The sequence below is a fragment of the Candidatus Symbiopectobacterium sp. NZEC127 genome (assembly GCF_025962675.1).
In the GTDB taxonomy this organism is placed as follows: Bacteria; Pseudomonadota; Gammaproteobacteria; order Enterobacterales; family Enterobacteriaceae; genus Symbiopectobacterium.
On sequence record NZ_JAGFPG010000003.1, the window covers coordinates 266,841 to 289,098 of the forward strand.

Consider the following 22,258-nt stretch of genomic DNA (forward strand, 5'->3'; position numbering starts at 1 on the left):
TATGTCGCAGGCGGCGCGGAATTTGCGCGGACGCGACGAAGAGCCAACAGGCGGGCGTCGCAGTAACGGTGGGCAGTTGGCTGGATTGCTGTTCCTGCTGATGGTGCTGGGCACTATCCTGTGGGGCGGCTGGATGGTGTTGCAGTGGATGAAGGATGCCAGTCGGTTACCGCTGTCCCGCTTGGTGGTGACCGGTGAGCGGCACTACACCACCCATGATGATATTCGCCAGGCGATATTGTCGCTGGGTGCGCCGGGCACCTTTATGACGCAGGATGTCGATGTTATCCAACAGCAGATTGAACGTCTGCCGTGGATCAAACAGGCCAGCGTGCGTAAGCAGTGGCCTGATGAATTAAAGATTCATCTGGTTGAATATGTGCCCGTAGCGCGGTGGAATGACCTGCTGATGGTGGATGCAGAAGGAAATTCCTTCAGCGTGCCCGCCGAGCGGGTCGGTAATCGCAAAATGCCGCTGCTGTACGGGCCAGAAGGCAGTGAAAACGATGTGCTGGAAGGCTACCGCACCATGAATCAGGTGTTGGCGAGCAGTAAGCTGACATTAAAAATGGTGGCGATGAGTGCACGGCATTCGTGGCAGTTGGGGCTGGAAGATGACATCCGTCTGGAATTGGGGCGTGATGAGCGGGCCCGGCGTTTGGAACGTTTTCTTGAGCTTTACCCGCTGTTGCAGCGGCAGGCGCAGAACGACAACAAACGTGTCAGCTACGTGGACTTACGTTACGACACCGGTGCCGCGGTAGGGTGGGCACCGCCTCTGCTGGATCAGCAGCAGGGAAATGCTCAGCGAAAAGACGTTGATCAAAAACAGAACGGTAATCAGCAACAGAATCAGGCACAGGCTAAACAACAATGATCAAGTCGACGGACAGAAAACTGGTAGTTGGGCTGGAAATCGGTACAGCAAAAGTGGCTGCGCTGGTAGGGGAAGTTCTGCCCGATGGCATGGTCAATATCATCGGCGTGGGCAGTTGTCCGTCACGCGGGATGGATAAAGGCGGCGTTAACGATTTGGAGTCCGTTGTAAAATGCGTACAGCGGACCATCGACCAGGCCGAGCTGATGGCGGATTGTCAAATTTCTTCCGTCTATCTGGCGCTGTCGGGCAAGCACATCAGTTGCCAGAATGAAATCGGTATCGTGCCGATTTCGGAAGAAGAAGTGACGCAGGATGACGTCGAGAGCGTGGTGCACACGGCGAAATCCGTGCGCGTGCGCGATGAACACCGTATTTTGCATGTCATTCCGCAAGAGTACGCGATTGATTATCAGGAAGGGATCAAGAACCCGATTGGTCTTTCCGGCGTGCGCATGCAGGCAAAGGTGCATTTGATCACCTGCCATAACGATATGGCGAAAAATATTGTCAAAGCCGTAGAGCGCTGCGGTTTGAAAGTGGACCAACTGATTTTTGCCGGCCTGGCTTCCAGCTACGCTGTGCTGACGGAAGATGAGCGTGAATTGGGCGTTTGCGTGGTGGATATCGGCGGCGGCACCATGGATATCGCGGTGTATACCGGCGGTGCACTGCGCCACACCAAAGTGATCCCTTACGCGGGCAACGTGGTGACCAGCGATATCGCTTATGCGTTTGGCACGCCGCCCACGGATGCGGAAGCCATCAAGGTACGCCACGGTTGCGCATTGGGCGCGATTGTCAGCAAAGACGAAAATCTGGAAGTGCCGAGCGTAGGCGGTCGGCCGCCACGCAGTCTGCAACGGCAGACGCTGGCTGAAGTGATTGAACCGCGTTACACCGAATTGCTCAATTTGGTGAACGATGAAATTTTGCAATTGCAGGAGCAATTACGTCAGCAGGGCGTGAAGCACCATTTAGCCGCCGGCATTGTGCTGACGGGCGGTGCCGCTCAGATCGACGGGTTGGTTGACTGCGCCAAGCGCGTATTCCACACGCAGGTGCGCATCGGTCAGCCACTGAATATAACAGGCTTAACGGATTATGCGCAGGAGCCCTTCTACTCAACGGCGGTTGGGCTGCTGCATTACGGAAAAGAGTCTCACCTGGGCGGTGAGCACGAAGTAGAAAAACGTGGCTCAGTGGGCAATTGGTTTAAACGCATCAGTAGCTGGCTGAGAAAGGAATTTTAATGTTTATCAGAGATCGTGTGGCACACTTGACGGTCTCGCGGTACAGGCACAAAACGGAGAGAAACTATGTTTGAACCAATGGAGTTAACCAACGACGCGGTGATTAAAGTCATCGGCGTCGGCGGTGGCGGCGGTAACGCCGTCGAACATATGGTGCGCGAGCGCATCGAAGGCGTCGAATTCTTCGCGGTGAACACCGATGCGCAGGCACTGCGCAAGACCGCGGTGGGTCAGACTATTCAGATTGGTAGCGGCATCACCAAAGGGCTGGGCGCAGGCGCCAACCCGGAAGTGGGTCGCAACTCGGCGGAAGAAGACCGTGAAGCGCTGCGCGCTGCGCTTGATGGCGCGGACATGGTGTTTATCGCCGCCGGTATGGGTGGCGGTACCGGTACCGGTGCTGCGCCTGTCGTGGCTGAAGTGGCAAAGGATCTTGGTATCCTGACGGTTGCGGTAGTGACCAAGCCCTTCAACTTCGAAGGTAAAAAACGCATGGCGTTTGCCGAGCAGGGGATTGCCGAGCTGTCCAAGCACGTGGATTCGCTGATCACCATCCCTAACGACAAGCTGCTGAAAGTGCTGGGTCGCGGTATTTCTTTGCTGGACGCGTTCGGTGCAGCGAACGATGTACTGAAAGGCGCTGTCCAAGGTATCGCAGAACTGATTACTCGTCCTGGCCTGATGAACGTGGACTTTGCTGACGTGCGCACTGTGATGTCCGAAATGGGTTATGCCATGATGGGCTCCGGCGTGGCGCGCGGTGAAGACCGTGCCGAAGAAGCGGCAGAAATGGCGATTTCCAGCCCGCTGCTGGAAGATATCGACCTGTCTGGCGCACGCGGCGTGCTGGTTAACATCACGGCGGGCTTTGACCTGCGTCTGGATGAGTTCGAAACCGTGGGTAACACTATCCGTGCGTTCGCGTCCGACAATGCCACCGTGGTGATTGGTACCTCGTTGGATCCGGACATGAACGACGAACTGCGCGTCACCGTGGTGGCGACCGGTATCGGCATGGACAAGCGCCCGGAAATTACGCTGGTGACCAATAAGCAAGCCAGCCAACCGGTTATGGATCACCGTTACCAGCAGCACGGTATGACCCCGCTGACGCAGGAAAAACCGGCGGCCAAGGTGGTTAATGACCAAACGGTACAAACCAACAAAGAGCCTGACTATTTGGATATTCCCGCATTTTTGCGCAAACAAGCGGACTAACCTCCGCCTTGTGATTGGAATCTCCGCTCTTTGTGCTAAACTGTCCCGCCGATCCTGGTGTAAGCTAGGGCGGTTGGTTCAGTAACATTGCGAGATAATACGATGATCAAACAACGTACATTAAAGCGTATCGTACAGGCGACGGGCGTCGGTTTGCATACCGGCAAGAAAGTCACGCTGACGATGCGACCTGCACCGGCGAATACCGGGGTCATCTATCGCCGCACTGACTTGAATCCACCGGTTGATTTTCCGGCTGATGCCAAATCCGTGCGTGATACCATGCTCTGTACTTGCCTGGTAAACGAGCATGACGTGCGTATTTCAACGGTGGAACACCTGAACGCCGCCTTGGCGGGGTTGGGTATCGATAACATCGTCATTGATGTTGATGCCCCGGAAATTCCAATTATGGATGGCAGTGCCAGCCCGTTCGTTTACCTGCTGCTTGATGCCGGTATCGAAGAGCTGAACTGCGCCAAAAAGTTTGTACGCATCAAACAGCCTGTGCGGGTTGAAGACGGTGACAAATGGGCAGAACTGACGCCGTATAACGGTTTCAGCCTGGATTTCACCATCGATTTTAACCACCCAGCGATTGATGCCGGTTCACAGCGCTATTCCCTGGATTTCTCTGCGGATGCGTTTATTCGCCAGATCAGCCGTGCGCGTACTTTCGGCTTCATGCGCGATATCGAATACCTGCAATCCCGCGGCCTGTGCCTGGGCGGCAGTATGGATTGCGCTATCGTGGTAGACGATTATCGTGTGCTGAACGAAGATGGTCTGCGTTTTGAAGACGAATTTGTGCGTCACAAAATGCTGGATGCCATCGGCGACCTGTTCATGTGCGGTTATAACATCATCGGTGCGTTCTCTGCGTTCAAGTCTGGTCATGCGCTAAACAACAAATTGTTGCAGGCGGTGTTGGCTAAACAGGAAGCGTGGGAATACGTCACCTTTGAAAACGAGCGCGAAGTGCCGCTGGCGTTCAAAGCGCCTTCTACGGTGCTGGCGTAACCGACATCGGGCGTTAGGGCCGTCGCTCAGGCGAATGTAATAGGTTATTTTTTCTGTTGGCTGGTTTTACTCGTACCCTCTCCGGCGAGTGAAGCCAGCCTTTCTAATATCTTCCTCAATTTTTCCGGACTGTGACTGGCTAAATGCCGGATCGTTTCGGCGCTTTGTTCACTCAGTTGACGGGGCGGCGTATCTGAATTTTTGCTTTCTGCGCGCAAATTATCCTTTCCCGATACCGTTTCATCCCCTTTTGCGGCCAGCGCGGGATTAATCCTGATGTCGATCGATGCCAATGATGGTAATATCTGAGCGCGCAATGCTGAGAGTAACGAGGGTTGCTCATAACGTAACCGCATTAACCAGCTTGCATTGGCAGTTTCCAGAATCAGGTGGCCTTGTCGGTAATTCGCGACGCGACACCACGGGTGCAGTTGAGAAGGCAGTAAGCCTTTCACGGCCCGATTAAGTTTTAACAAGGCGATAGCGCGCTGTTGAACCTCGTGCAAGGGGCCTTTATTTCCCCCTGACACGCTATCGAACAGGGACTCCAGTGATTGGGGGCGGCTATCACGCATAGGTATCAGGCTCCGGTGGGCAAATAAACTCGTCATGGGTATTCTAAATCGTTGGCGACAATTTGGCAGACGTTATTTTTGGCCACATCTCCTGTTGGGGATGGTCGCGGCCAGCCTTGGTCTGCCGACCAGCCTTAACGAAACCAACGAGCATGCCTCTGCGTCAAACGCGACGGCCAGCATCAGCCGCCAGAATCCCGTCGCTTTTAGCCTGACCGAACTGGCCAGTTTGAAAGAGGTGCATCGCCGCACCTCGTTTGGTATCGATTATTGGCATCAGCATGCCATCCGCACGGTTATTCGCCATCTCTCCTTTGCGCTGACGGTGCCTCAGGCACACGCGTTGCCGGAGGCCGAGGCGGCGTTGAGTGCGCACCCGCTGGTAATCCTGGATACGCTCAATGCGCTGTTGACGCTGCCGGAAACCCCCTCGGCGTTGCATCCTTTACCGCGCGGCACCCTGGTATTTGCCGCTTCTCCTTATCATGCCGGGCTGTGGTTGTCTCAAGTCCGTGGCATCCGCGCCGGGCCTGCACGCTCCGCCTGACACGCCGTTTCACTCGCGTTTTCTTGGCGTATAACGACGAACAGGGACAATGGTCACTGTTCTGAATGTAAACGCGAACACCGCTTCTCTCGCCGATCTCCGGATCGCGATGAAAGGAATTATGAGTAGCTATCGTATCGTCGCTGATACAGCGGCCTACGTGAGAATAAAATCATTATGTTAACCAGTATCCTGACTAAAGTTTTTGGCAGCCGTAACGATCGTACGCTGCGCCGTATGCGTAAAGTGGTTGAAGTGATCAGCCGTATGGAACCGGCCATCGAAGCGCTGTCGGATGATGAACTGAAGGCGAAAACCGCTGAATTCCGTGGGCGTCTTGAGAAAGGGGAAACCCTCGAAGCGTTGCTGCCTGAGGCGTTTGCGGTGGTGCGTGAAGCCAGTAAACGTGTGTTTGGTATGCGCCATTTCGACGTACAGTTGATGGGCGGCATGGTGCTGAACGAGCGTTGCATCGCAGAAATGCGTACCGGTGAAGGTAAGACCCTGACCGCAACGTTGCCTGCCTACCTCAATGCCCTGACGGGCCGTGGTGTGCATGTGGTGACGGTGAACGACTACCTGGCACAGCGTGACGCCGAGAATAACCGCCCGCTGTTTGAATACCTGGGCTTGACGGTTGGCATCAACCTGCCGGGCATGCCTGCACCGGCCAAGCGTGAAGCCTATGCGGCCGATATCACTTACGGTACCAACAACGAGTACGGCTTTGACTATCTGCGCGACAACATGGCATTCAGCCCGGAAGAGCGCGTGCAGCGTAAGCTTTACTATGCGCTGGTGGATGAAGTGGACTCCATCCTGATCGATGAAGCGCGTACCCCGCTGATCATTTCCGGTCCGGCGGAAGACAGCTCCGATCTCTATATTCGCGTCAACAAAATCATCCCGCACCTGATTCGTCAGGAAAAAGAAGATTCAGATACCTTCCAAGGTGAAGGACACTTCTCGGTGGATGAAAAAGCGCGTCAGGTTAACCTGACCGAGCGCGGCCTGGTGCTGGTGGAAGAGCTGCTGGTAAAACAAGGCATCATGGATGATGGGGAGTCGCTTTACTCGCCAACCAATATCATGCTGATGCACCACGTTACCGCCGCGCTGCGCGCCCATGTGCTGTTCACTCGCGATGTTGACTACATCGTGAAAGACGGCGAAGTGATCATCGTGGATGAGCACACCGGTCGTACCATGCAGGGGCGTCGCTGGTCAGATGGTTTGCACCAGGCGGTGGAAGCCAAAGAGAACGTGAAGATCCAGAATGAAAACCAGACGCTGGCGTCGATCACCTTCCAGAACTATTTCCGCTTGTATGAAAAGCTGGCCGGGATGACCGGTACGGCCGATACCGAAGCGTTTGAATTCAGCTCTATCTATAAGCTCGATACCATTGTGGTGCCGACCAACCGCCCGATGATCCGTAAAGATTTACCCGATCTGGTCTACATGACCGAGCAGGAAAAGATCGACGCGATCATCGAAGACATTAAAGAGCGCAGCGTGAAGGGCCAGCCGGTGCTGGTGGGGACTATCTCCATCGAGAAATCGGAAGTGGTGTCAGAAGCGCTGACCAAAGCAGGCATCAAACACAACGTCCTGAACGCCAAATTCCACGCCAAGGAAGCGGATATCGTTGCGCAGGCCGGTCAGGCAAGCGCGGTGACCATTGCCACCAACATGGCGGGCCGTGGTACCGATATCGTGCTGGGCGGGAGCTTGCAGGCTGAGCTGGCTCTGCTGGAAGAGCCGGATGAAGCCACGATTGCCAACGCCAAAGCCGCATGGCAGGTGCGTCACGATGCGGTACTGGCCGCCGGTGGTTTGCACATTATCGGTACGGAACGTCATGAGTCACGCCGTATCGATAACCAGCTGCGTGGCCGTTCCGGTCGTCAGGGGGATGCCGGTTCTTCCCGTTTTTACCTGTCGATGGAAGATGCGCTGATGCGTATTTTTGCCTCCGATCGCGTCTCCAACATGATGCGTAAACTGGGGATGAAACCGGGTGAGGCCATTGAGCACCCGTGGGTAACCAAAGCGATCGCCAACGCCCAGCGTAAGGTAGAAAGCCGCAACTTTGATATTCGTAAGCAGTTGCTGGAATACGATGACGTGGCTAACGATCAGCGCCGCGCCATTTACACCCAGCGTAATGAATTGCTGGACGTGGCGGATATCAGCGAAACCATCAACAGCATCCGTGAAGATGTGTTCAAGCTGGCGATTGATAACCACATTCCGCCGCAGTCGCTGGAAGAGCAGTGGGATATCGAAGGGCTGGAGCAGCGCCTGAAAAACGACTTCGATCTCGAGTTGCCGATTTCAGCCTGGTTGGATGAAGAGCACACGCTGCATGAAGAAACCCTGCGTGAGCGCATCCTGCAACAGGCCGTCGATGTCTACCAGCGCAAAGAAGAAGTGGTCGGTGTCGATGTGATGCGCAACTTCGAGAAGGGCGTGATGCTGCAAACGCTGGATTCCCTGTGGAAAGAGCATCTGGCGGCCATGGATTATCTGCGTCAGGGTATTCACCTGCGTGGCTACGCGCAGAAAGATCCGAAGCAGGAGTACAAACGCGAATCCTTCTCCATGTTTGCCAACATGCTGGAGTCCTTGAAATATGAAGTGATCGGCACGCTGAGCAAGGTGCAGGTTAGAATGCCGGAAGAAGTTGAAGCACTGGAGCAACAGCGTCGCGAAGAGGCGGAACGCCTGGCGCGTCAGCAACAGCTGAGCCACCAAAGCGACGATCAAATCAGCGCGGCGGCAGCGGCAGCCGGACAGGGCGATCGCAAGATTGGTCGTAACGATCCGTGCCCGTGCGGTTCCGGTAAAAAATACAAGCAGTGCCATGGCAGCTTGCAACACTGATGTCATCTATACGCTAAATAATGCGAATTGCAAAATGAGCGTGGTGAATGCATCTGCGGTTTGAGTTGTGGCGCGTATAACTGTGATATAACGAAGAGGCGGTCAATGACCGCCTTTTATCTGGCTGGAATTTGAAGGAGTAAGCCGTGCGTAAACATCTGAACGTTGCGGTAGGCATTATTCGTAATGCGCAACGCGAGTTTTTTATTGCCCGTCGCCCTCAGGGCGTGCACATGGGGGGGATGTGGGAGTTTCCCGGTGGGAAAGTGGAGCAGGGAGAAACCGCTGAACAGGCGTTGATTCGCGAACTGCGTGAAGAAGCGGGGATTGAAGCGCTGGCACCGACTGCGCTGAACAGCAAAACCGTGGAAACCGAGGAGCGCATCATCACGCTGCACTTTTTTATGGTTGAACGCTGGCAGGGAGAACCCTATGGGCGTGAGGGGCAGCCTTCTCGCTGGCTGAAAGCCGCGTCGCTGCTGGAAGATGAATTTCCTCCTGCCAACGCAGAGATGATCCGCTGGCTGAAGGAAACGCATTGTTAAACCGGTGCAACAACCCCGCTGATTAATCGTCAGGCGTTCGTTAATGGCGAGGTTCTTCACTCCATTCGTCACTGTCCGAAATATCTTCATTGCTCGGGATGCGTTTTTCTTCATCTGCCCATTCGCCGAGATCGATAAGCTGGCAGCGTTTGCTGCAAAATGGGCGGTAAGGGCTATGTTCTCCCCACTCCACCGACTTTTTGCAGGTGGGGCAGCTAACAGTGAAGGTTTCGTTATCCATGGTTTATTCCTACAGCAATATTGGTTAACAACAGGCTAATTCAAATGACAGGCGCGCGGGCACGTGACCATTTTCGCTGTCTAATGGCAAAAAGCGAATCGCATAACGCGATTTATGGCCTGATACCTGAGGGTAGAGCTGATGCTCGATAGCCAATTGCAAACGAATCAGATCGGCATCCACCGCGTTATCTTGAAAGAATCCGTTCAAGCTGGTTTGTGCCCGAAACGTACCAGAGTGGCGTATCAGCTCCAGCACTTGATCGAGCGAGTTCTTTAGCGGTGACAGTGAGTGTAGCCAGGTATCGATTACCTGCTGCTTCTGCGCCTGCGACTGATGCAGCCACAGATGCAGCGTCGGCACATCAAAACTGCAACAGCCGCCTGGAATGCTCAACCGCTGCCGCACCATACCAATCAGCTTGTCTTCACGCAAAAATTGCCCCATGCGCGGTGCGGACATCAGCACGGCCGCGAATTGCTTCAAACGCTGGCGCAGTACATGGATGCGGTCATGATCGACGCCGGGCACATCGCTCCATTGCAGCAGCTTTTGTTGCTGGCGCTCCAGCTCTTTAAGCAGTTCAGTACGAATGTCTCCGCGTTCCAGCACGTCGAGCAAATCGACCACGGCGCGAAAGAAGGCGAGCGCACTGCCCATATCTGCCCAACTGTGATTTTCATGCAACTGTTGCAGCAGCGTTTCCAAACGTAGCCAGGTACGCGTCTTTTCATTTAGCGGATATTCAAACAACACGGTGGAAAGGGCATCGCTCATTGTTACTTGTCCTGTCGGTCGTTGTCGGCGGCAAGGGCGAGGTAGCGTTGATGCAACGCGGTAACCTGTTCCATCCACGCCCCGGGGCGACCGTTGTTATCAATAATGTCATCAGCACAGGCCAACCGCTGTTCACGCGTTGCCTGTGCCGCGAGTATGTTCTCAGCCTGCTGGCGATTTACCTTGTCGCGCGCGAGCAGGCGTTCCATCTGCGTGTTTCTTTCCACATCAACAACCGCAACACGCTGCGCCAGAGATTGCAGCCCATTCTCGACCAACAGCGGCACCACCCACAGCACATAGGGGCCTTTCGCCTGTTGCCATTGTCGCCGCGTTTCTGCATGAATCAAGGGGTGCAGTAAGGCATTTAGCCACGTTTTATCCTCTGTTGAGGAAAAGATGCGCTGGCGAAGCATGGCTCGATTCAAGGTGCCATCGCTATTGAGCATATCGTTACCAAAATGCGCCTGAATAGCAGATAACGCTGGCGCACCGGGTTCTACCACCTGGCGAGCGATGATATCGGCATCGACAATCGGGATCCCGAAGGTGGCGAAGGCATCGGCGACCGCACTTTTGCCGCTGCCGATGCCACCTGTTAAGGCTACGATATAGGTCATAATGCCTTGTGTGAAAATGAGCAGGTAAATTTATGGGATTCTAGCCCAAATAAAGGGAAATTCGCAGTCTTGTTGTTGCATTATTACTGCGTATGATGAGGTAACTGGGAATGGCCTTCTCCCTTTGTACTTTACGTGGCCGCATTGCTGGCATACTCGCCGCTATAACCAGGAAGATAACCGTCATGCGTATTGAAGAAGATCTGAAGCTCGGTTTCAAAGATGTCCTTATTCGCCCCAAGCGTTCTACCTTGAAAAGTCGTTCTGACGTGGAATTGGAGCGCCAATTCACTTTCCTTCATGCTCAGAGCACCTGGTCTGGTGTACCGGTGATTGCGGCCAATATGGATACTGTTGGCACCTTTCGTATGGCGCGTGCGCTGGCGGAGTTTGACGTACTGACTGCGGTGCATAAGCACTACAGCGTGGAGCAGTGGGCGCAGTTCGTTAAAGAAGCGCCTGAAACGGTATTGCGCCATGTGATGGTATCCACCGGTACGTCGGAGGCGGATTTCGTCAAGGTGAAACAGATTCTGGCGCTGTCGGCAGAGCTCAAATTTATCTGCATCGACGTTGCCAATGGTTATTCTGAGCACTTCGTTAATTTCCTGCAAAAAGCGCGTGAAGCCTGGCCGGATAAGGTCATTTGCGCCGGTAATGTGGTTACCGGTGAAATGGTGGAAGAGCTGATTCTCTCTGGCGCGGATATCGTCAAGGTGGGCATCGGCCCTGGTTCCGTGTGTACCACGCGGGTGAAAACCGGTGTGGGCTATCCGCAACTTTCTGCCGTGATCGAGTGTGCCGATGCTGCGCACGGTTTGGGCGGGCAGATCGTCAGCGACGGTGGTTGCTCGATGCCGGGTGATGTGGCAAAAGCCTTCGGCGGCGGCGCAGATTTTGTGATGCTCGGCGGCATGCTGGCGGGCCACGATGAGTGTGAAGGCCGGGTGGTGGAAGAGAATGGCGAGAAAATGATGCTGTTTTACGGTATGAGTTCTGCCTCTGCGATGGAGCGCCATTCCGGCGGTGTCGCAGAGTATCGCGCCGCAGAAGGGAAAACGGTCAAGCTGCCGCTGCGCGGCCCTGTCGATAATACCGTTCGTGATATTCTGGGTGGTTTGCGCTCGGCATGCACTTACGTTGGCGCTTCTCGCCTGAAAGAACTCACCAAACGCACCACGTTTATTCGTGTGGCGGAACAGGAAAACCGCATTTACAACGGCAACGCCTAGCGCGAGCACGCCCGGCAGCAGACGGCACGAAGATGGCGAAGGCGTTATGCATTCGCCATCAGATTGCCGAATTGGAAGATGGGCAGATACATGGCGATGACCAGCGTACCAATAATGCCCCCCACCAATACGATCAGCAGCGGTTCCAGCGTGTGGGTTAGCGTTTCAGCGCGCTGTGCCGTTTGCTGTTGGTGCCAGTGCGCTAATTGGCTAAACATGTTGTCCAGCGCGCCGGTTTCTTCTCCTACGCGAATCAGTTGCGTGCAAGGGGGCGGGAATAACCCGCTATACGGTGTCATCGCCTGTTGCAGTGAGTCTCCCTGTTCTATATTGCGCAGAATCGGGTGTAGTGCTTCCTGATAGGCAAAATAGGGAAGGGTGGCGGCAGCGGTCAGACCGGCAGGCAGTGTAAGCCCAGCGCGTTGCGTCAACGCGAGCAGTGTGAAAAGGTAGCTCAATGCCTCTCCTCGCATCAGTGCGCCGAGTAGCGGGATTTTCAGCAAAAAACGTTCTTCCTGCCGGCGTAGTGCCATGGAGCGCGCTCGGCACACCGGATACCCCAGTACGATGCTCACCGGCAGCATCAGTAACAGCAGGGCGTGATGTGCAACCACATCCGCCAGTGCCAGAACGTGCTGAGTCAGCGGCGGTAGCGGTGCCTCAAATGTCTCGTACAAGCTGGCAAATTCGGGTAATACCCATACCAGCATGATGATACTCACCGTAACGCTAACACCCAGAACAAAACCGGGATAGCGCAGCGCTTGTTTCACTTTCTTTTGCAGTTGAAGCTGCTGCTCTTGCTGCATCGCTAGCTGTTGGCAACACACATCCAGTTTACCCGTCATCTCCCCGACGGCAACCAGCGTGGGATAAAGCGTGGGAAACACCTGTGGGTGGTGACGCAGGGCGTCAGAAAAGGATTCGCCCTCGGCAATGTCATCGGCCAATGTGTTAATCAGGCATCGCCATCCCGGCAGTTCATGCTGTTCGGCGAGCAGTCGCAGTGCATTCAGCAGCGGCAGGCCAGCCTGTAGCAATGCGGCAACCTGTTTAAACAAGGCGATGCGTGCCGCTGCTTTCCAGTACCGTTGCGTGAGGGTCTGCCGGTAGCGTAAACGTAACGGCTGGTATCCCTTCTGAGCCAGACGGAGATAAACGTGCTGACGCGCATTGCCGATGCTTTCCCCGCGCTGTAATTCGCCGTGTGACGTGAGGGCAAGCCAGGAATAGAGTTTTTGTGACATGGCCTCAGGCTCAATGAGAGTGTGGTGATGCACCAATGACGCGATACATTTCGGCGGCGGATGTCTCCCCTTGGGAAACCCTTTGCAAGGCCGATAGCAAGAGCGTGTCATAACCCGTTTCGTTGGCCAGTACCGCGAGGTCTTGCGTGCTGGCCCCACGACTCAATGCGTGTCGTAGCGCTGGGGTGAGTGGCAGCAGCTCGTAGAGGGCGGTTCGTCCATAATAACCGTTCATGCAGTGTTCACAGCCTTGCGCCTCCCAGTGCGGAACGGGGGCTGCCCATAGCGTATCGGGGAACATTAATGGCTGGGATGCGGGTGTTTTACAGTGCGGACAGAGACGCCGTACCAGACGTTGGGCAATGAGCAGCGTCAGCGCCCCCGCGAGCAAATAGCCGGGAATGCCCAAATGCCCGAGCCGGGTCAGGGTTTCAATCGCGGAATTGGTATGTAGCGTCGATAATACCAGGTGCCCGGTTTGTGCCGCCTTCACGGCAATTTCTGCCGTTTCGCTATCGCGTATTTCGCCGATCATGACAACATCAGGATCTTGACGCAGCAAGGCACGCAAAATGCGGCTGAAATCCAGCTCTGCCTTAAGGTTCAATGCGGTTTGATTGATGCCCGGCAACGGGATTTCCACCGGATCTTCCACACTGCAAATGTTGCGCTGGTTTTCATTAAGCCAGCATATTGCGCTGTACAGCGTCACGGTTTTGCCGCTTCCGGTGGGGCCGGTCACCAGGATCATGCCCTGCGGCTGCTGTAACGCCTGTGTCAGGCAGGCGTATGCCGTCGGCGATAAACCCAGACTGTCGAGAGTAAGCATCTGTTGGTAGGTTTGTAATACGCGCAGTACCACTTTCTCGCCTTCCAGTACGGGCAGTGTGGCAATACGCAAAGAGAGCGACTGTGCATTGTGCGCAAACGAGAACTGACCGTCTTGCGGCAGACGGCGCTCTGCAATATCGAGTTGCCCCATGATTTTCAGTCGTGCGGTAAGGCGTGCGGCCCAGTCTAACGGGGGGGATGTGCAAATATGCAACACGCCATCAATACGCATTCGAACACGATAGTTATCCGCCATAGGTTCAAAATGGATATCTGAAGCCCGCCGCTGAAAGGCCTGCGCCAGCGTTTGATTGATATAGTGGATAACGGACGTCTCTTCGTCTGTCGGCTCGGTGGTGGGCGTCACGCTGAACACGGCGTCGCTTTCTTCCGCCTGTGACGCGGGGTGGAAAGCCTGCTCCAGTCTCGCTTGTGACCAGCGTTCCACTACGATACGGCGATTACTGGCGAATTTGAGCGCTGTCAGCAATGCAGGTGCCACATCCCCGGTAATGGCGATGGTGACCGTTTGTTCATCCAATGCCAGCAGCCGTGCCTGATAGCGTTGGCACAGGCGCTTGAGCTCTTGATCCAACGGAGCGTATGTACTCATGTTTACTCCGCGGCATCATCGAAACGAAATACCCGTTCGCAAGCGACTATCAAGCTCTCAGCCTGCGTGGCCGCCTGACAGTGTCGGCGCCAAATGACGGAACTGGTGCCGCTATCCCAACGTGGTATCAAGGTCAGGTTCAACCCTTGCAAGGCAGACTGCCCCGTCAAGCTGATGACGCCTTGTGTTACGCTGAGATCGCTGACATAGCGTGAACCTCTTGCGACGGGAATGCCTTGGCTTCCTGCGTTACAAGGCGCAACGCTGCTGTTTTCCAACGCGCACAAATTGACCGCAGTTTGATACGGTGCCAGCGATTGCAGCATGTCGGTCATGGCAGCCTTTTGCAGGTATCCCTGATAAGCCGGAATGCCAATCGAGGCGAGAATGGCGACAATCGCGATAACGATCATCAACTCAACCAGGGTGAATCCGCGTTCTGTGTTCATCATCGTCCTTTTCAGTCAGCAGGTTTGGCATAAAGGTAGAAGAGGCTCGAGGGGAGGACGAGCGCAGATGTGGATAACTGGAAGGCCGGATCGTAGAGAATGGCCCGGGTTGCATGATTCTTGTTAAATCTGGAATCGATATCGCAGAAATAAGTGGTTTTTAATAAATTTATTATATTTTAATGAGTTAATGGTTATTCTATAGATGCCTTGCTAGGAAAATAACCAAAGCTGAGTAATAATGGCATGACACCATTTATTGGGGAGCGTGTGGTATGCAGTTGGAAGCGGGTTGGTTAACAGGCGTAAAACGGGTGCCTTCCCCCCATTGCGATGCGCGCCCTGACGAAGAGCCTCCTTCATTGCTGGTGATACACAATATCAGCTTACCGCCGGGAGAATTTGGCGGCCCCTACATTGACCAACTGTTCACCGCAACGCTCGATCCCCAGGCACACCCCTATTTTCGTGACATCAGCCATTTGCGGGTGTCAGCACACTGCCTGATTCGCCGTGATGGCGGTATTGTGCAGTACGTCCCTTTTGATAAACGCGCCTGGCATGCAGGGGTGTCCCAGTTTGCCGGCCGTGAGCGGTGTAACGATTTCTCCATTGGCATCGAACTGGAAGGCACTGATACGCTACCTTTTACTCAGGAGCAATACCAACAGTTGGCCTGTATTACTCGGTTGTTGTTGAACCAGTACCCCATTACGCCACAGTGCATAACCGGGCACAGTGATATCGCCCCTCAGCGTAAAACTGATCCCGGTCCGGCCTTTGACTGGCAGCATTATCACCAATTGATCCAGGTGCCGGAAATTGACGATAAGAGGAGTGAGCGCTCATGACCCTGTTTACCTTGCTGCTGGCCCTGACGTGGGAGCGTTTGTTTAAAAAAAACGATCGCTGGCAGATAGACTCGCATCTGGAAACGATTTTTCGCCGCCTCTCAGCGCCCTCTTTATTGCAGACGTTGCTGTTAGTGTTGTTGGGGATGGCCACAACCGCTGCACTGTTGTGGCTGGCGAAGGGGGTGTTGTTCGGGCTGGTGGGGCTGTTGCTCTGGATCGCTATCGTACTGTTGTGTATTGGTGCAGGCGAGGTGCGGCAGCATTATCAGAATTACCTTGGCGCAGCACAACGCGGTGAACAGGATGCGATGCAGGCGCTGGCAGAAGAGCTGGCCTTGATTCATGGCTTACCGCTGGATGCCACCGAGCGGGAAAAACTGAGCGAATTGCAAAATGCACTACTGTGGCTCAACTTTCGCTTTTATCTGGCACCGCTGTTCTGGTTTGTGGTCGCTGGGCCATACGGGCCGATAGCGCTGGTTGGCTATGCGATTTTACGCGCTCGCCAAACCTGTCTGGCGCGGCATCATACCCCTTTGGTCCGTGCACAATCGGGCGTAGATGCCTTGTTGCGCTGGTTGGATTGGATCCCGGCACGTTTGGCGGGTATCACCTATGCGCTGTTAGGCCATGGTGAAAAAGCGCTTCCTGCCTGGCTGGCATCGCTGGGCGATATGCACCATTCTCCCTATTGGGTTGTTACACAGCTGGCACAATTTTCTCTGGTTCGCGAATCTCACACCGATCCGATTGATGCACCGCGCGCTGCCGTAATATTGGCGAAGAAAGTGTCTGTGGTGATGGTGGTGGTGGTGGCTGCGCTAACGATTTACGGTACGTTGCTTTGAGTTGAATCTGGTGGGGTATATCACAAGGTGCATAGCCATTGATGACGTTCATCTGCGAGGTGCATGCTCCGGTTCAGCCTAAGTCTTGTTCAGCGCTGTTCCAGACAGTTCGTCACTCACTTGATGCCCTCTTATCACTCGAATTATTCAGGGGATAGCTATTGTGAGAGGGCGTTATAGGTCTAATGAGTTTCAACTCGACTCCTCGTCTTATGGCGTGCTTAGCATTATTAACGCCCAATTTTTTTACGGCATTACCCATATGATATTTTACCGTAGTGAGTTTTATCGCAAGAATAATAGCGATTTCTTGATATGATTTCCCAATGCTTGCCCAATATAAGATTTCATTTTCTCTATTTGAGAGGGCCGTTTTGGATTGTGGTATGTTGATGCTATCCTCGTTATATTCTTCGTGATAAAAATTTATGAATTTATCATGTGTTGTCAATAACAACATTTGGATATCGTTTTTATGGTCCGTTATGGTGTTTTCCATACTACTGTCACAGTACTTATCCATGATGATCGATAGGACAGCAAGATTGTCACAGTGATCGTGAAGTAAAAAGGTATACCCATCAAGTATGTTGTAGTACTTTGCCATTTGGAAAATCATGTTTTTTTTTGTATCTTTATTCATTGCTATACTTTCATGCCAGGAAAATGGCGTGATACGTGATGATGCAGTCATGAGGACGGGATCGATAACCTGATAGTTATTTTTGGTATAGAATGAAAACCATTCTGTCTTATTTGATATTACGGTAAAGTCGGCCGGATCGTTTTTGTTCATTATGGCATAAGCAAATTTGATGTTGTTATATTTATCTAATTCTTTTTCTAAATGCATTCTGATTGAAGTATTGATTTTCGTGTTATTACAGAAGGGATTTGGCATACATTTTTCTCCATTGATAAATGAAATTCTTATAATTTATACCATACACTCCAATCATGTTGTTACGGATGTTAAACGTAATGCTTTAGGCTGAACAAGTCAGGTTACCTTACAACGAGGTATGTCTATCAAAAGAAGAGATTTTTATGATATGTGAGGATTTAGGCAGGTATCATTAACATATGAAACTGTTGACAATGAAAATTTCTTGCTACCTTTTGAAGGTAAATGAAGTGTATCAAAATTCCTAATTGATTTCACTGCGAGTAGCCAACCATTGACAGCATATGTGTTGTTCGCAATACTAGCCGAAAATTTTCCCTGGTGTTGGCCAATTTGGCGTATGATCCTCTTCGGAGGATCACTTTTTTTATCCGATTTTCTTATTCAGCAACGATAAATCTTTTCACTTCTGAATACCAGATGTACTAAAGTACAGTCTCGGCCTGAGCTTTCGTATACAGTTACACCTGTTCTGGCACTGTTACTCCGATAAACATCCCCCTCAGCACGCGTTCTTTCTTTTGATAACTCATTCTGCGCTGGCTAAGCTGATGAATCGCAACGGCACCCGAAGGTGCCGTTGTCATATCGTTTAGCGGGTGGTTGCGACCCGTTGTTTTTTCTGTTTCACGGCATAACCGATGCCAAGCACGACCAGCCATACGGGTATCAGCAGTACGGAAATCTGAATTCCCGGGGTTAAGAACATGATCACTAAAATGCCCGCAAGGAACAGCAGGCAAATATAATTGCCCAGCGGATAGAGCAGCGCTTTGAATTTGGTCTGCACGCCTTCTTGCTCTTTGGCTTTGCGGAATTTCAGGTGCGCCAGGCTGATCATTGCCCAGTTTATCACCAGTGCAGACACCACCAATGCCATCAGAAGTTCGAACGCTTTACCCGGAATCAGGTAATTGATCAAGACGCACAGCGCCGTTGCGGCGGCAGAAATGCCGATGGCAATAACGGGTACACCGCGTTTATCGACGGTCAACAGCGCTTTCGGGCCATTACCTTGTTTGGCAAGGCCGTAAAGCATACGGCTGTTACAGTACACGCAGCTGTTGTATACCGATAACGCTGCTGTCAACACCACAACGTTGAGTATGGTTGCCACGACATTACTGTCCAGGTTGTGGAAAATCATGACAAAAGGGCTGCCCCCTTCCACGACTTTCCCCCAAGGGTAGAGCGACAGCAGAATGGCCAACGAACCGATATAAAAGATCAGAATACGGTAGATGACCTGATTGGTGGCGCGCGGAATGCTGGTTTCCGGGTTATCCGCTTCTGCTGCGGTGATACCCACCAGTTCCAGGCCACCAAACGAGAACATGATTACCGCCATTGCCATCACCAGGCCGTTGACGCCATTGGGGAAGAACCCGCCCTGCGCCCACAGGTTGGTCACTGTGGCTTCCGGTCCGCCCTGACCGCTTAACAGCAGCCAGCCGCCAAACACGATCATGCCGATAATTGCCACGACCTTGATGATGGCAAACCAGAACTCCATCTCACCATACACTTTGACATTGGCGAGGTTAATGGCATTAATCACCAGGAAAAAGACGGCGGCAGAAACCCAGGTGGGAATATCGGGCCACCAGTACTGCACATAGATACCCACGGCCGTCAGTTCAGCCATCGCGACCAGCACGTAGAGCACCCAATAGTTCCAGCCGGAAGCAAACCCGGCGAAATCGCCCCAATATTTATAGGCAAAATGGCTAAAAGAGCCTGCAACAGGTTCTTCGACGACCATCTCTCCCAATTGGCGCATGATAAAAAACGCGATAATACCGCCGATGGCATAGCCCAGCAGTACGGAAGGACCTGCCATTTTGATGGTGGCAGCAATCCCTAAAAACAGCCCGGTGCCAACGGCACCACCCAGGGCAATCAACTGAATATGACGGTTTTTTAAGCCGCGTTTCAGCGTCCCGTCGTGTTGTTGACCATCCATTAATGTGACCCTCTGTCAGAGCGCAACAGACACGATGCAGATGCTCGCGTCATTTTACGTTTGTGTAATGTTATTTTTACGGCATTCACCAGATGAAAATACGCAGATGACTACCGTTTGTCAGAGAATAGTGGTAAGCGGAAGAGATTGCACTGATTTCTTGTCGCGATTTGTCGATCGGCCCCACGAAAATATTGCCTGTGTACATTTTTAGACCAGCATGGAAACGGTTTACGCCTGTTCTGACGCCAGGTCGATATGACACACTCTCTGCGACCAGCGAGACGTCAAAGGGAAGATGCCTTTGCGGTGCTAAAGTCGGTGTAATTTATCTGACTGCTTTATTGGTTTTAAGATTAATAAAAAAATGTCAAATTTAATGAACGCTTTATGGAATACAATGTGCCGATAACATTACATCATGGCTTTTCTAATATTCATTTTAGCAGGATTATATCGACGCTATGCCTATTAAATTTGAGCCTGTGGATGTCAATATATTTATGTCTACCTACCTATCCCTTGTTCGTCAGGATAGAATAAGCCATGAGGCGTTAGACAACATGGGGAAAGTGGCGAAAAAAATAGAATTCGCCACTAATGGCATTGATTTATTTAAACGAATGAAGATCAGAGACCAGCATGATGTGGATAAAAGGCTTGCGCCTTTGCACGAAAAACTGATGAAACAGCAATCTAAACATTATGACAAGAAAAAAGAAAAATTGGTGGAAATAGCCGAGGCGTTAAAAAAAAGGGTCACCAAGGACCCCAATGTGAGAGAGCACTACATCAGTCGTTATAGGAATAATCAAAATCAGATAAAAATTGAAAAATCATTAATTGAAAAAGAGATTTTGAAACACTCAGGGATCAGAGCCCTTAATGTGGATAACGCTGATTTATTCAAACATAAACGTGAGGCGTGTCATTTGCAGTTAAACGTATTGCGCGATGATGATGCTGAGACGGTAATAAAGAAAGCCAACGATAATTTGTCAGAAACCAAGAAAAATGTCGCTTACCTTTATAACCAGCTTCGTGAAATTACGCACCATGCGCAGAAAAAAATGTCTGACCTGGATTATGTTCTGCGATTGGCGGTGGATAACAAAATTTACAGCGCTAAAGATCTTGGATGCGGGCCTACCACCTGGAAAAGTCACCTTTCGGCGGATGCTTACGCCAAAAAATATTTTGGCACGCAACGCGTTTGTGGCCGAAGAAAACACATTGAAAGGGAAATACCCAGTATACAAGGGAAAAAATGGCAGAGCACCCTCATCGATTATTGTCATGCATATGCTGTGTTGAAAGAGTATCAAAATGCCTTGAAAAAAGGGACCCGTGATGGGGTGTCTCTGGCCGAACGCTGCCGAACGGCGTTGATGAAAGACATCGTCCAGACTATTGATGGGTATGATGCAAAGCACAGCACTTACACCCGGCGGGCAGAAAAGACCGCAGAACACCTGAGCAATCTCAGGATGAAATCCATGATCTGTGACACTGCGATTAACGATGTCAATCGTCAGATCGAGAGAGTAAAATCGATGGGTGACAGCTGATTTTTATCGGAAAAAGTGAGAAGGGTGATGATGTTGTGTATAGGTTTTTGTTGCTGAAAATATCACCGTTCGAAAAAGAGAGAATGTTAACAGTAAGTATCGCCCGTTCCAGCCCCATGACTTACTTTTGATTTTAAATTCATTAATTATGGATTTTTATTCATTTAATTGTGGGTTGAACGGTTCAGCATTGACAGGTTTTCGTTTCATAAAAGTTAAAACATTTATAGGGTTGAAGCCGCTACTTCCTAATGAGTATAGGGTTTTGACCTAATCGGATCGTGCAATTGTTAAAATCTGGTGGAGAACATGATTTAGCGCAACGTCCGTATGGACAGAAGGTGAATACTTTGTTACTTTAGCGTCACGTTTTTGAAATTGGTATTACCAATTGACTCCGCGCACTTCGCAGAGAAACACTTACCATGGCCTATAGCAAGATCCGTCAGCCCAAACTGTCAGATGTGATTGAACAACAGCTGGAGTTTTTGATCCTCGAAGGAACCTTGCGCCCCGGCGAGAAACTCCCCCCGGAGCGCGAACTGGCGAAACAGTTTGATGTCTCCCGTCCTTCTTTGCGAGAAGCCATCCAGCGTCTGGAGGCAAAAGGCCTGCTGCTGCGTCGTCAGGGCGGGGGGACCTTTGTCCAGAACAACCTGTGGCAAAGCGTGAGTGACCCGTTGTCGGAACTGCTGAGCACCCATCCTGAATCTCAATTTGATCTGCTGGAAACCCGCCATGCGCTGGAAGGCATCGCTGCCTACTACGCGGCGTTGCGTGGTACTGAAGAAGATTTCCAGCGCATCCGCGAGTGCCATACCCAGATTGAGCAGGCACGTGCCTCGGGCGATCTGGTCGCAGAGTCAGAAGCCGTTATGCATTATCAAGTGGCTGTCACAGAAGCAACGCACAATGTGGTTTTGCTACACTTGCTACGCTGTATGGGACCGTTACTGGAACAGAACGTGCGACAGAATTTTGAATTGTTGTATCTGAGCCGAGAAGTTCTGGCCCAGGTAAGCAGTCATCGCGCCGGGATTTTTGAGGCGATTGTCGCTCGCGAACCTGAAAAGGCACGCGAAGCGTCGCATCGTCATCTGGCGTTTATTGAGGAAGTACTGCTGGATCTTAACCGGGAACATAGCCGAAGAGAGCGTTCGCTACGTCGGCTCCAGCAACGCAAGGATTGA

Annotated in this window: 21 protein-coding genes; 12 read left to right on the forward strand and 9 right to left on the reverse strand. The window is 52.3% G+C overall.

The genetic code is table 11. The annotated features are described in order from the left end of the window. Position 1: 1 nt before the first annotated feature. The 4 genes from ftsQ to lpxC all read left to right on the forward strand — a co-directional run bounded on the left by ftsQ (position 2) and on the right by lpxC (position 4,368). A complete protein-coding gene (ftsQ, locus tag J5069_RS14650) occupies positions 2 to 877 on the forward strand; it encodes a cell division protein FtsQ (protein WP_264644575.1) in 876 nt (291 codons plus the stop codon). Further along, positions 874 to 2,130, forward strand: a complete 1,257-nt coding sequence (gene ftsA / locus J5069_RS14655) for a cell division protein FtsA (protein ID WP_222158190.1) — start codon at positions 874 to 876, stop codon at positions 2,128 to 2,130. Before ftsQ ends, ftsA begins: the two co-directional genes overlap by 4 nt. Before the next feature lie 66 nt (positions 2,131 to 2,196). Continuing rightward, positions 2,197 to 3,348 carry a cell division protein FtsZ gene (ftsZ, locus tag J5069_RS14660; protein WP_264623700.1) on the forward strand — a complete coding sequence of 384 codons (1,152 nt, stop codon included), beginning with the start codon at positions 2,197 to 2,199 and terminating at the stop codon, positions 3,346 to 3,348. A gap of 102 nt (positions 3,349 to 3,450) precedes the next feature. Continuing rightward, a complete protein-coding gene (gene lpxC / locus J5069_RS14665) occupies positions 3,451 to 4,368 on the forward strand; it encodes a UDP-3-O-acyl-N-acetylglucosamine deacetylase (RefSeq protein WP_264644576.1) in 918 nt (305 codons plus the stop codon). Positions 4,369 to 4,412: 44 nt separating this feature from the next. Here the strand turns inward: lpxC and J5069_RS14670 are convergent, their stop codons facing one another. After that, positions 4,413 to 4,943: a DUF721 domain-containing protein gene (locus J5069_RS14670; protein WP_264644577.1), complete on the reverse strand. Its 531-nt coding sequence runs from the start codon at positions 4,941 to 4,943 to the stop codon at positions 4,413 to 4,415. 34 nt (positions 4,944 to 4,977) lie between these two features. Between J5069_RS14670 and secM the strand changes: the two genes are divergently transcribed. From secM to mutT, 3 genes are all read left to right on the forward strand, one after another. Next, positions 4,978 to 5,490, forward strand: a complete 513-nt coding sequence (gene secM, locus J5069_RS14675; RefSeq protein ID WP_264644578.1) for a secA translation cis-regulator SecM — start codon at positions 4,978 to 4,980, stop codon at positions 5,488 to 5,490. Positions 5,491 to 5,667: 177 nt separating this feature from the next. Next, positions 5,668 to 8,376, forward strand: coding sequence for a preprotein translocase subunit SecA (gene secA / locus J5069_RS14680; protein WP_264644579.1), 2,709 nt, complete (start codon positions 5,668 to 5,670; stop codon positions 8,374 to 8,376). A 146-nt stretch (positions 8,377 to 8,522) separates the two neighbouring features. After that, a complete protein-coding gene (mutT, locus tag J5069_RS14685; protein WP_264644580.1) occupies positions 8,523 to 8,921 on the forward strand; it encodes an 8-oxo-dGTP diphosphatase MutT in 399 nt (132 codons plus the stop codon). 40 nt (positions 8,922 to 8,961) lie between these two features. Here mutT and yacG read toward each other — a convergent pair whose 3' ends face one another. Genes yacG through coaE form a run of 3 tightly spaced genes read right to left on the reverse strand, consistent with a single transcriptional unit; the run spans position 8,962 to position 10,559 of the window. Further along, positions 8,962 to 9,162: a DNA gyrase inhibitor YacG gene (yacG, locus tag J5069_RS14690; protein WP_264644581.1), complete on the reverse strand. Its 201-nt coding sequence runs from the start codon at positions 9,160 to 9,162 to the stop codon at positions 8,962 to 8,964. A gap of 24 nt (positions 9,163 to 9,186) precedes the next feature. Next, the gene (zapD, locus tag J5069_RS14695) at positions 9,187 to 9,939 is read right to left on the reverse strand and encodes a cell division protein ZapD (RefSeq protein ID WP_264644582.1); all 753 of its coding nucleotides are present in this window, start codon (positions 9,937 to 9,939) and stop codon (positions 9,187 to 9,189) included. 2 nt (positions 9,940 to 9,941) lie between these two features. Next, positions 9,942 to 10,559: a dephospho-CoA kinase gene (coaE, locus tag J5069_RS14700; protein ID WP_264644583.1), complete on the reverse strand. Its 618-nt coding sequence runs from the start codon at positions 10,557 to 10,559 to the stop codon at positions 9,942 to 9,944. Positions 10,560 to 10,744: 185 nt separating this feature from the next. Here coaE and J5069_RS14705 point away from each other — a divergent pair, with 185 nt between their 5' ends. Next, a complete protein-coding gene (locus J5069_RS14705; protein ID WP_264644584.1) occupies positions 10,745 to 11,791 on the forward strand; it encodes a GMP reductase in 1,047 nt (348 codons plus the stop codon). Between the two features lie 44 nt (positions 11,792 to 11,835). On the opposite strand, the gene hofC is transcribed toward J5069_RS14705, so the two are convergent. The 3 genes from hofC to ppdD are packed head-to-tail and all read right to left on the reverse strand — an operon-like array spanning position 11,836 to position 14,931. Next, the gene (gene hofC, locus J5069_RS14710) at positions 11,836 to 13,038 is read right to left on the reverse strand and encodes a protein transport protein HofC (protein ID WP_264644585.1); all 1,203 of its coding nucleotides are present in this window, start codon (positions 13,036 to 13,038) and stop codon (positions 11,836 to 11,838) included. Between the two features lie 10 nt (positions 13,039 to 13,048). Next, a complete protein-coding gene (gene gspE / locus J5069_RS14715; RefSeq protein ID WP_264644586.1) occupies positions 13,049 to 14,482 on the reverse strand; it encodes a type II secretion system protein GspE in 1,434 nt (477 codons plus the stop codon). Between the two features lie 2 nt (positions 14,483 to 14,484). After that, positions 14,485 to 14,931, reverse strand: coding sequence for a prepilin peptidase-dependent pilin (gene ppdD, locus J5069_RS14720; protein ID WP_319801683.1), 447 nt, complete (start codon positions 14,929 to 14,931; stop codon positions 14,485 to 14,487). 275 nt (positions 14,932 to 15,206) lie between these two features. Between ppdD and ampD the strand changes: the two genes are divergently transcribed. Continuing rightward, positions 15,207 to 15,782: a 1,6-anhydro-N-acetylmuramyl-L-alanine amidase AmpD gene (ampD, locus tag J5069_RS14725; protein WP_264644588.1), complete on the forward strand. Its 576-nt coding sequence runs from the start codon at positions 15,207 to 15,209 to the stop codon at positions 15,780 to 15,782. Next, positions 15,779 to 16,633 carry a beta-lactamase regulator AmpE gene (ampE, locus tag J5069_RS14730; protein WP_264644589.1) on the forward strand — a complete coding sequence of 285 codons (855 nt, stop codon included), beginning with the start codon at positions 15,779 to 15,781 and terminating at the stop codon, positions 16,631 to 16,633. The genes ampD and ampE overlap by 4 nt, the downstream gene beginning before the upstream one ends. 112 nt (positions 16,634 to 16,745) lie before the next feature. Here the strand turns inward: ampE and J5069_RS14735 are convergent, their stop codons facing one another. Both J5069_RS14735 and J5069_RS14740 read right to left on the reverse strand, forming a co-directional pair. Then, the gene (locus tag J5069_RS14735; protein WP_264644590.1) at positions 16,746 to 17,534 is read right to left on the reverse strand and encodes a helix-turn-helix transcriptional regulator; all 789 of its coding nucleotides are present in this window, start codon (positions 17,532 to 17,534) and stop codon (positions 16,746 to 16,748) included. A gap of 595 nt (positions 17,535 to 18,129) precedes the next feature. After that, positions 18,130 to 19,500 (reverse strand): amino acid permease, encoded by a 1,371-nt coding sequence (locus J5069_RS14740; protein WP_264644591.1) that lies wholly within the window; start codon positions 19,498 to 19,500, stop codon positions 18,130 to 18,132. A 464-nt stretch (positions 19,501 to 19,964) separates the two neighbouring features. On the opposite strand from J5069_RS14740, the gene J5069_RS14745 reads away from it, so the two are divergent. Together J5069_RS14745 and pdhR are read left to right on the forward strand one after the other, a co-directional pair. After that, complete coding sequence (locus J5069_RS14745) at positions 19,965 to 21,068, forward strand: hypothetical protein (protein ID WP_264644592.1); 1,104 nt, start codon at positions 19,965 to 19,967, stop codon at positions 21,066 to 21,068. Between the two features lie 425 nt (positions 21,069 to 21,493). Continuing rightward, positions 21,494 to 22,258, forward strand: a complete 765-nt coding sequence (gene pdhR, locus J5069_RS14750; RefSeq protein WP_196907846.1) for a pyruvate dehydrogenase complex transcriptional repressor PdhR — start codon at positions 21,494 to 21,496, stop codon at positions 22,256 to 22,258.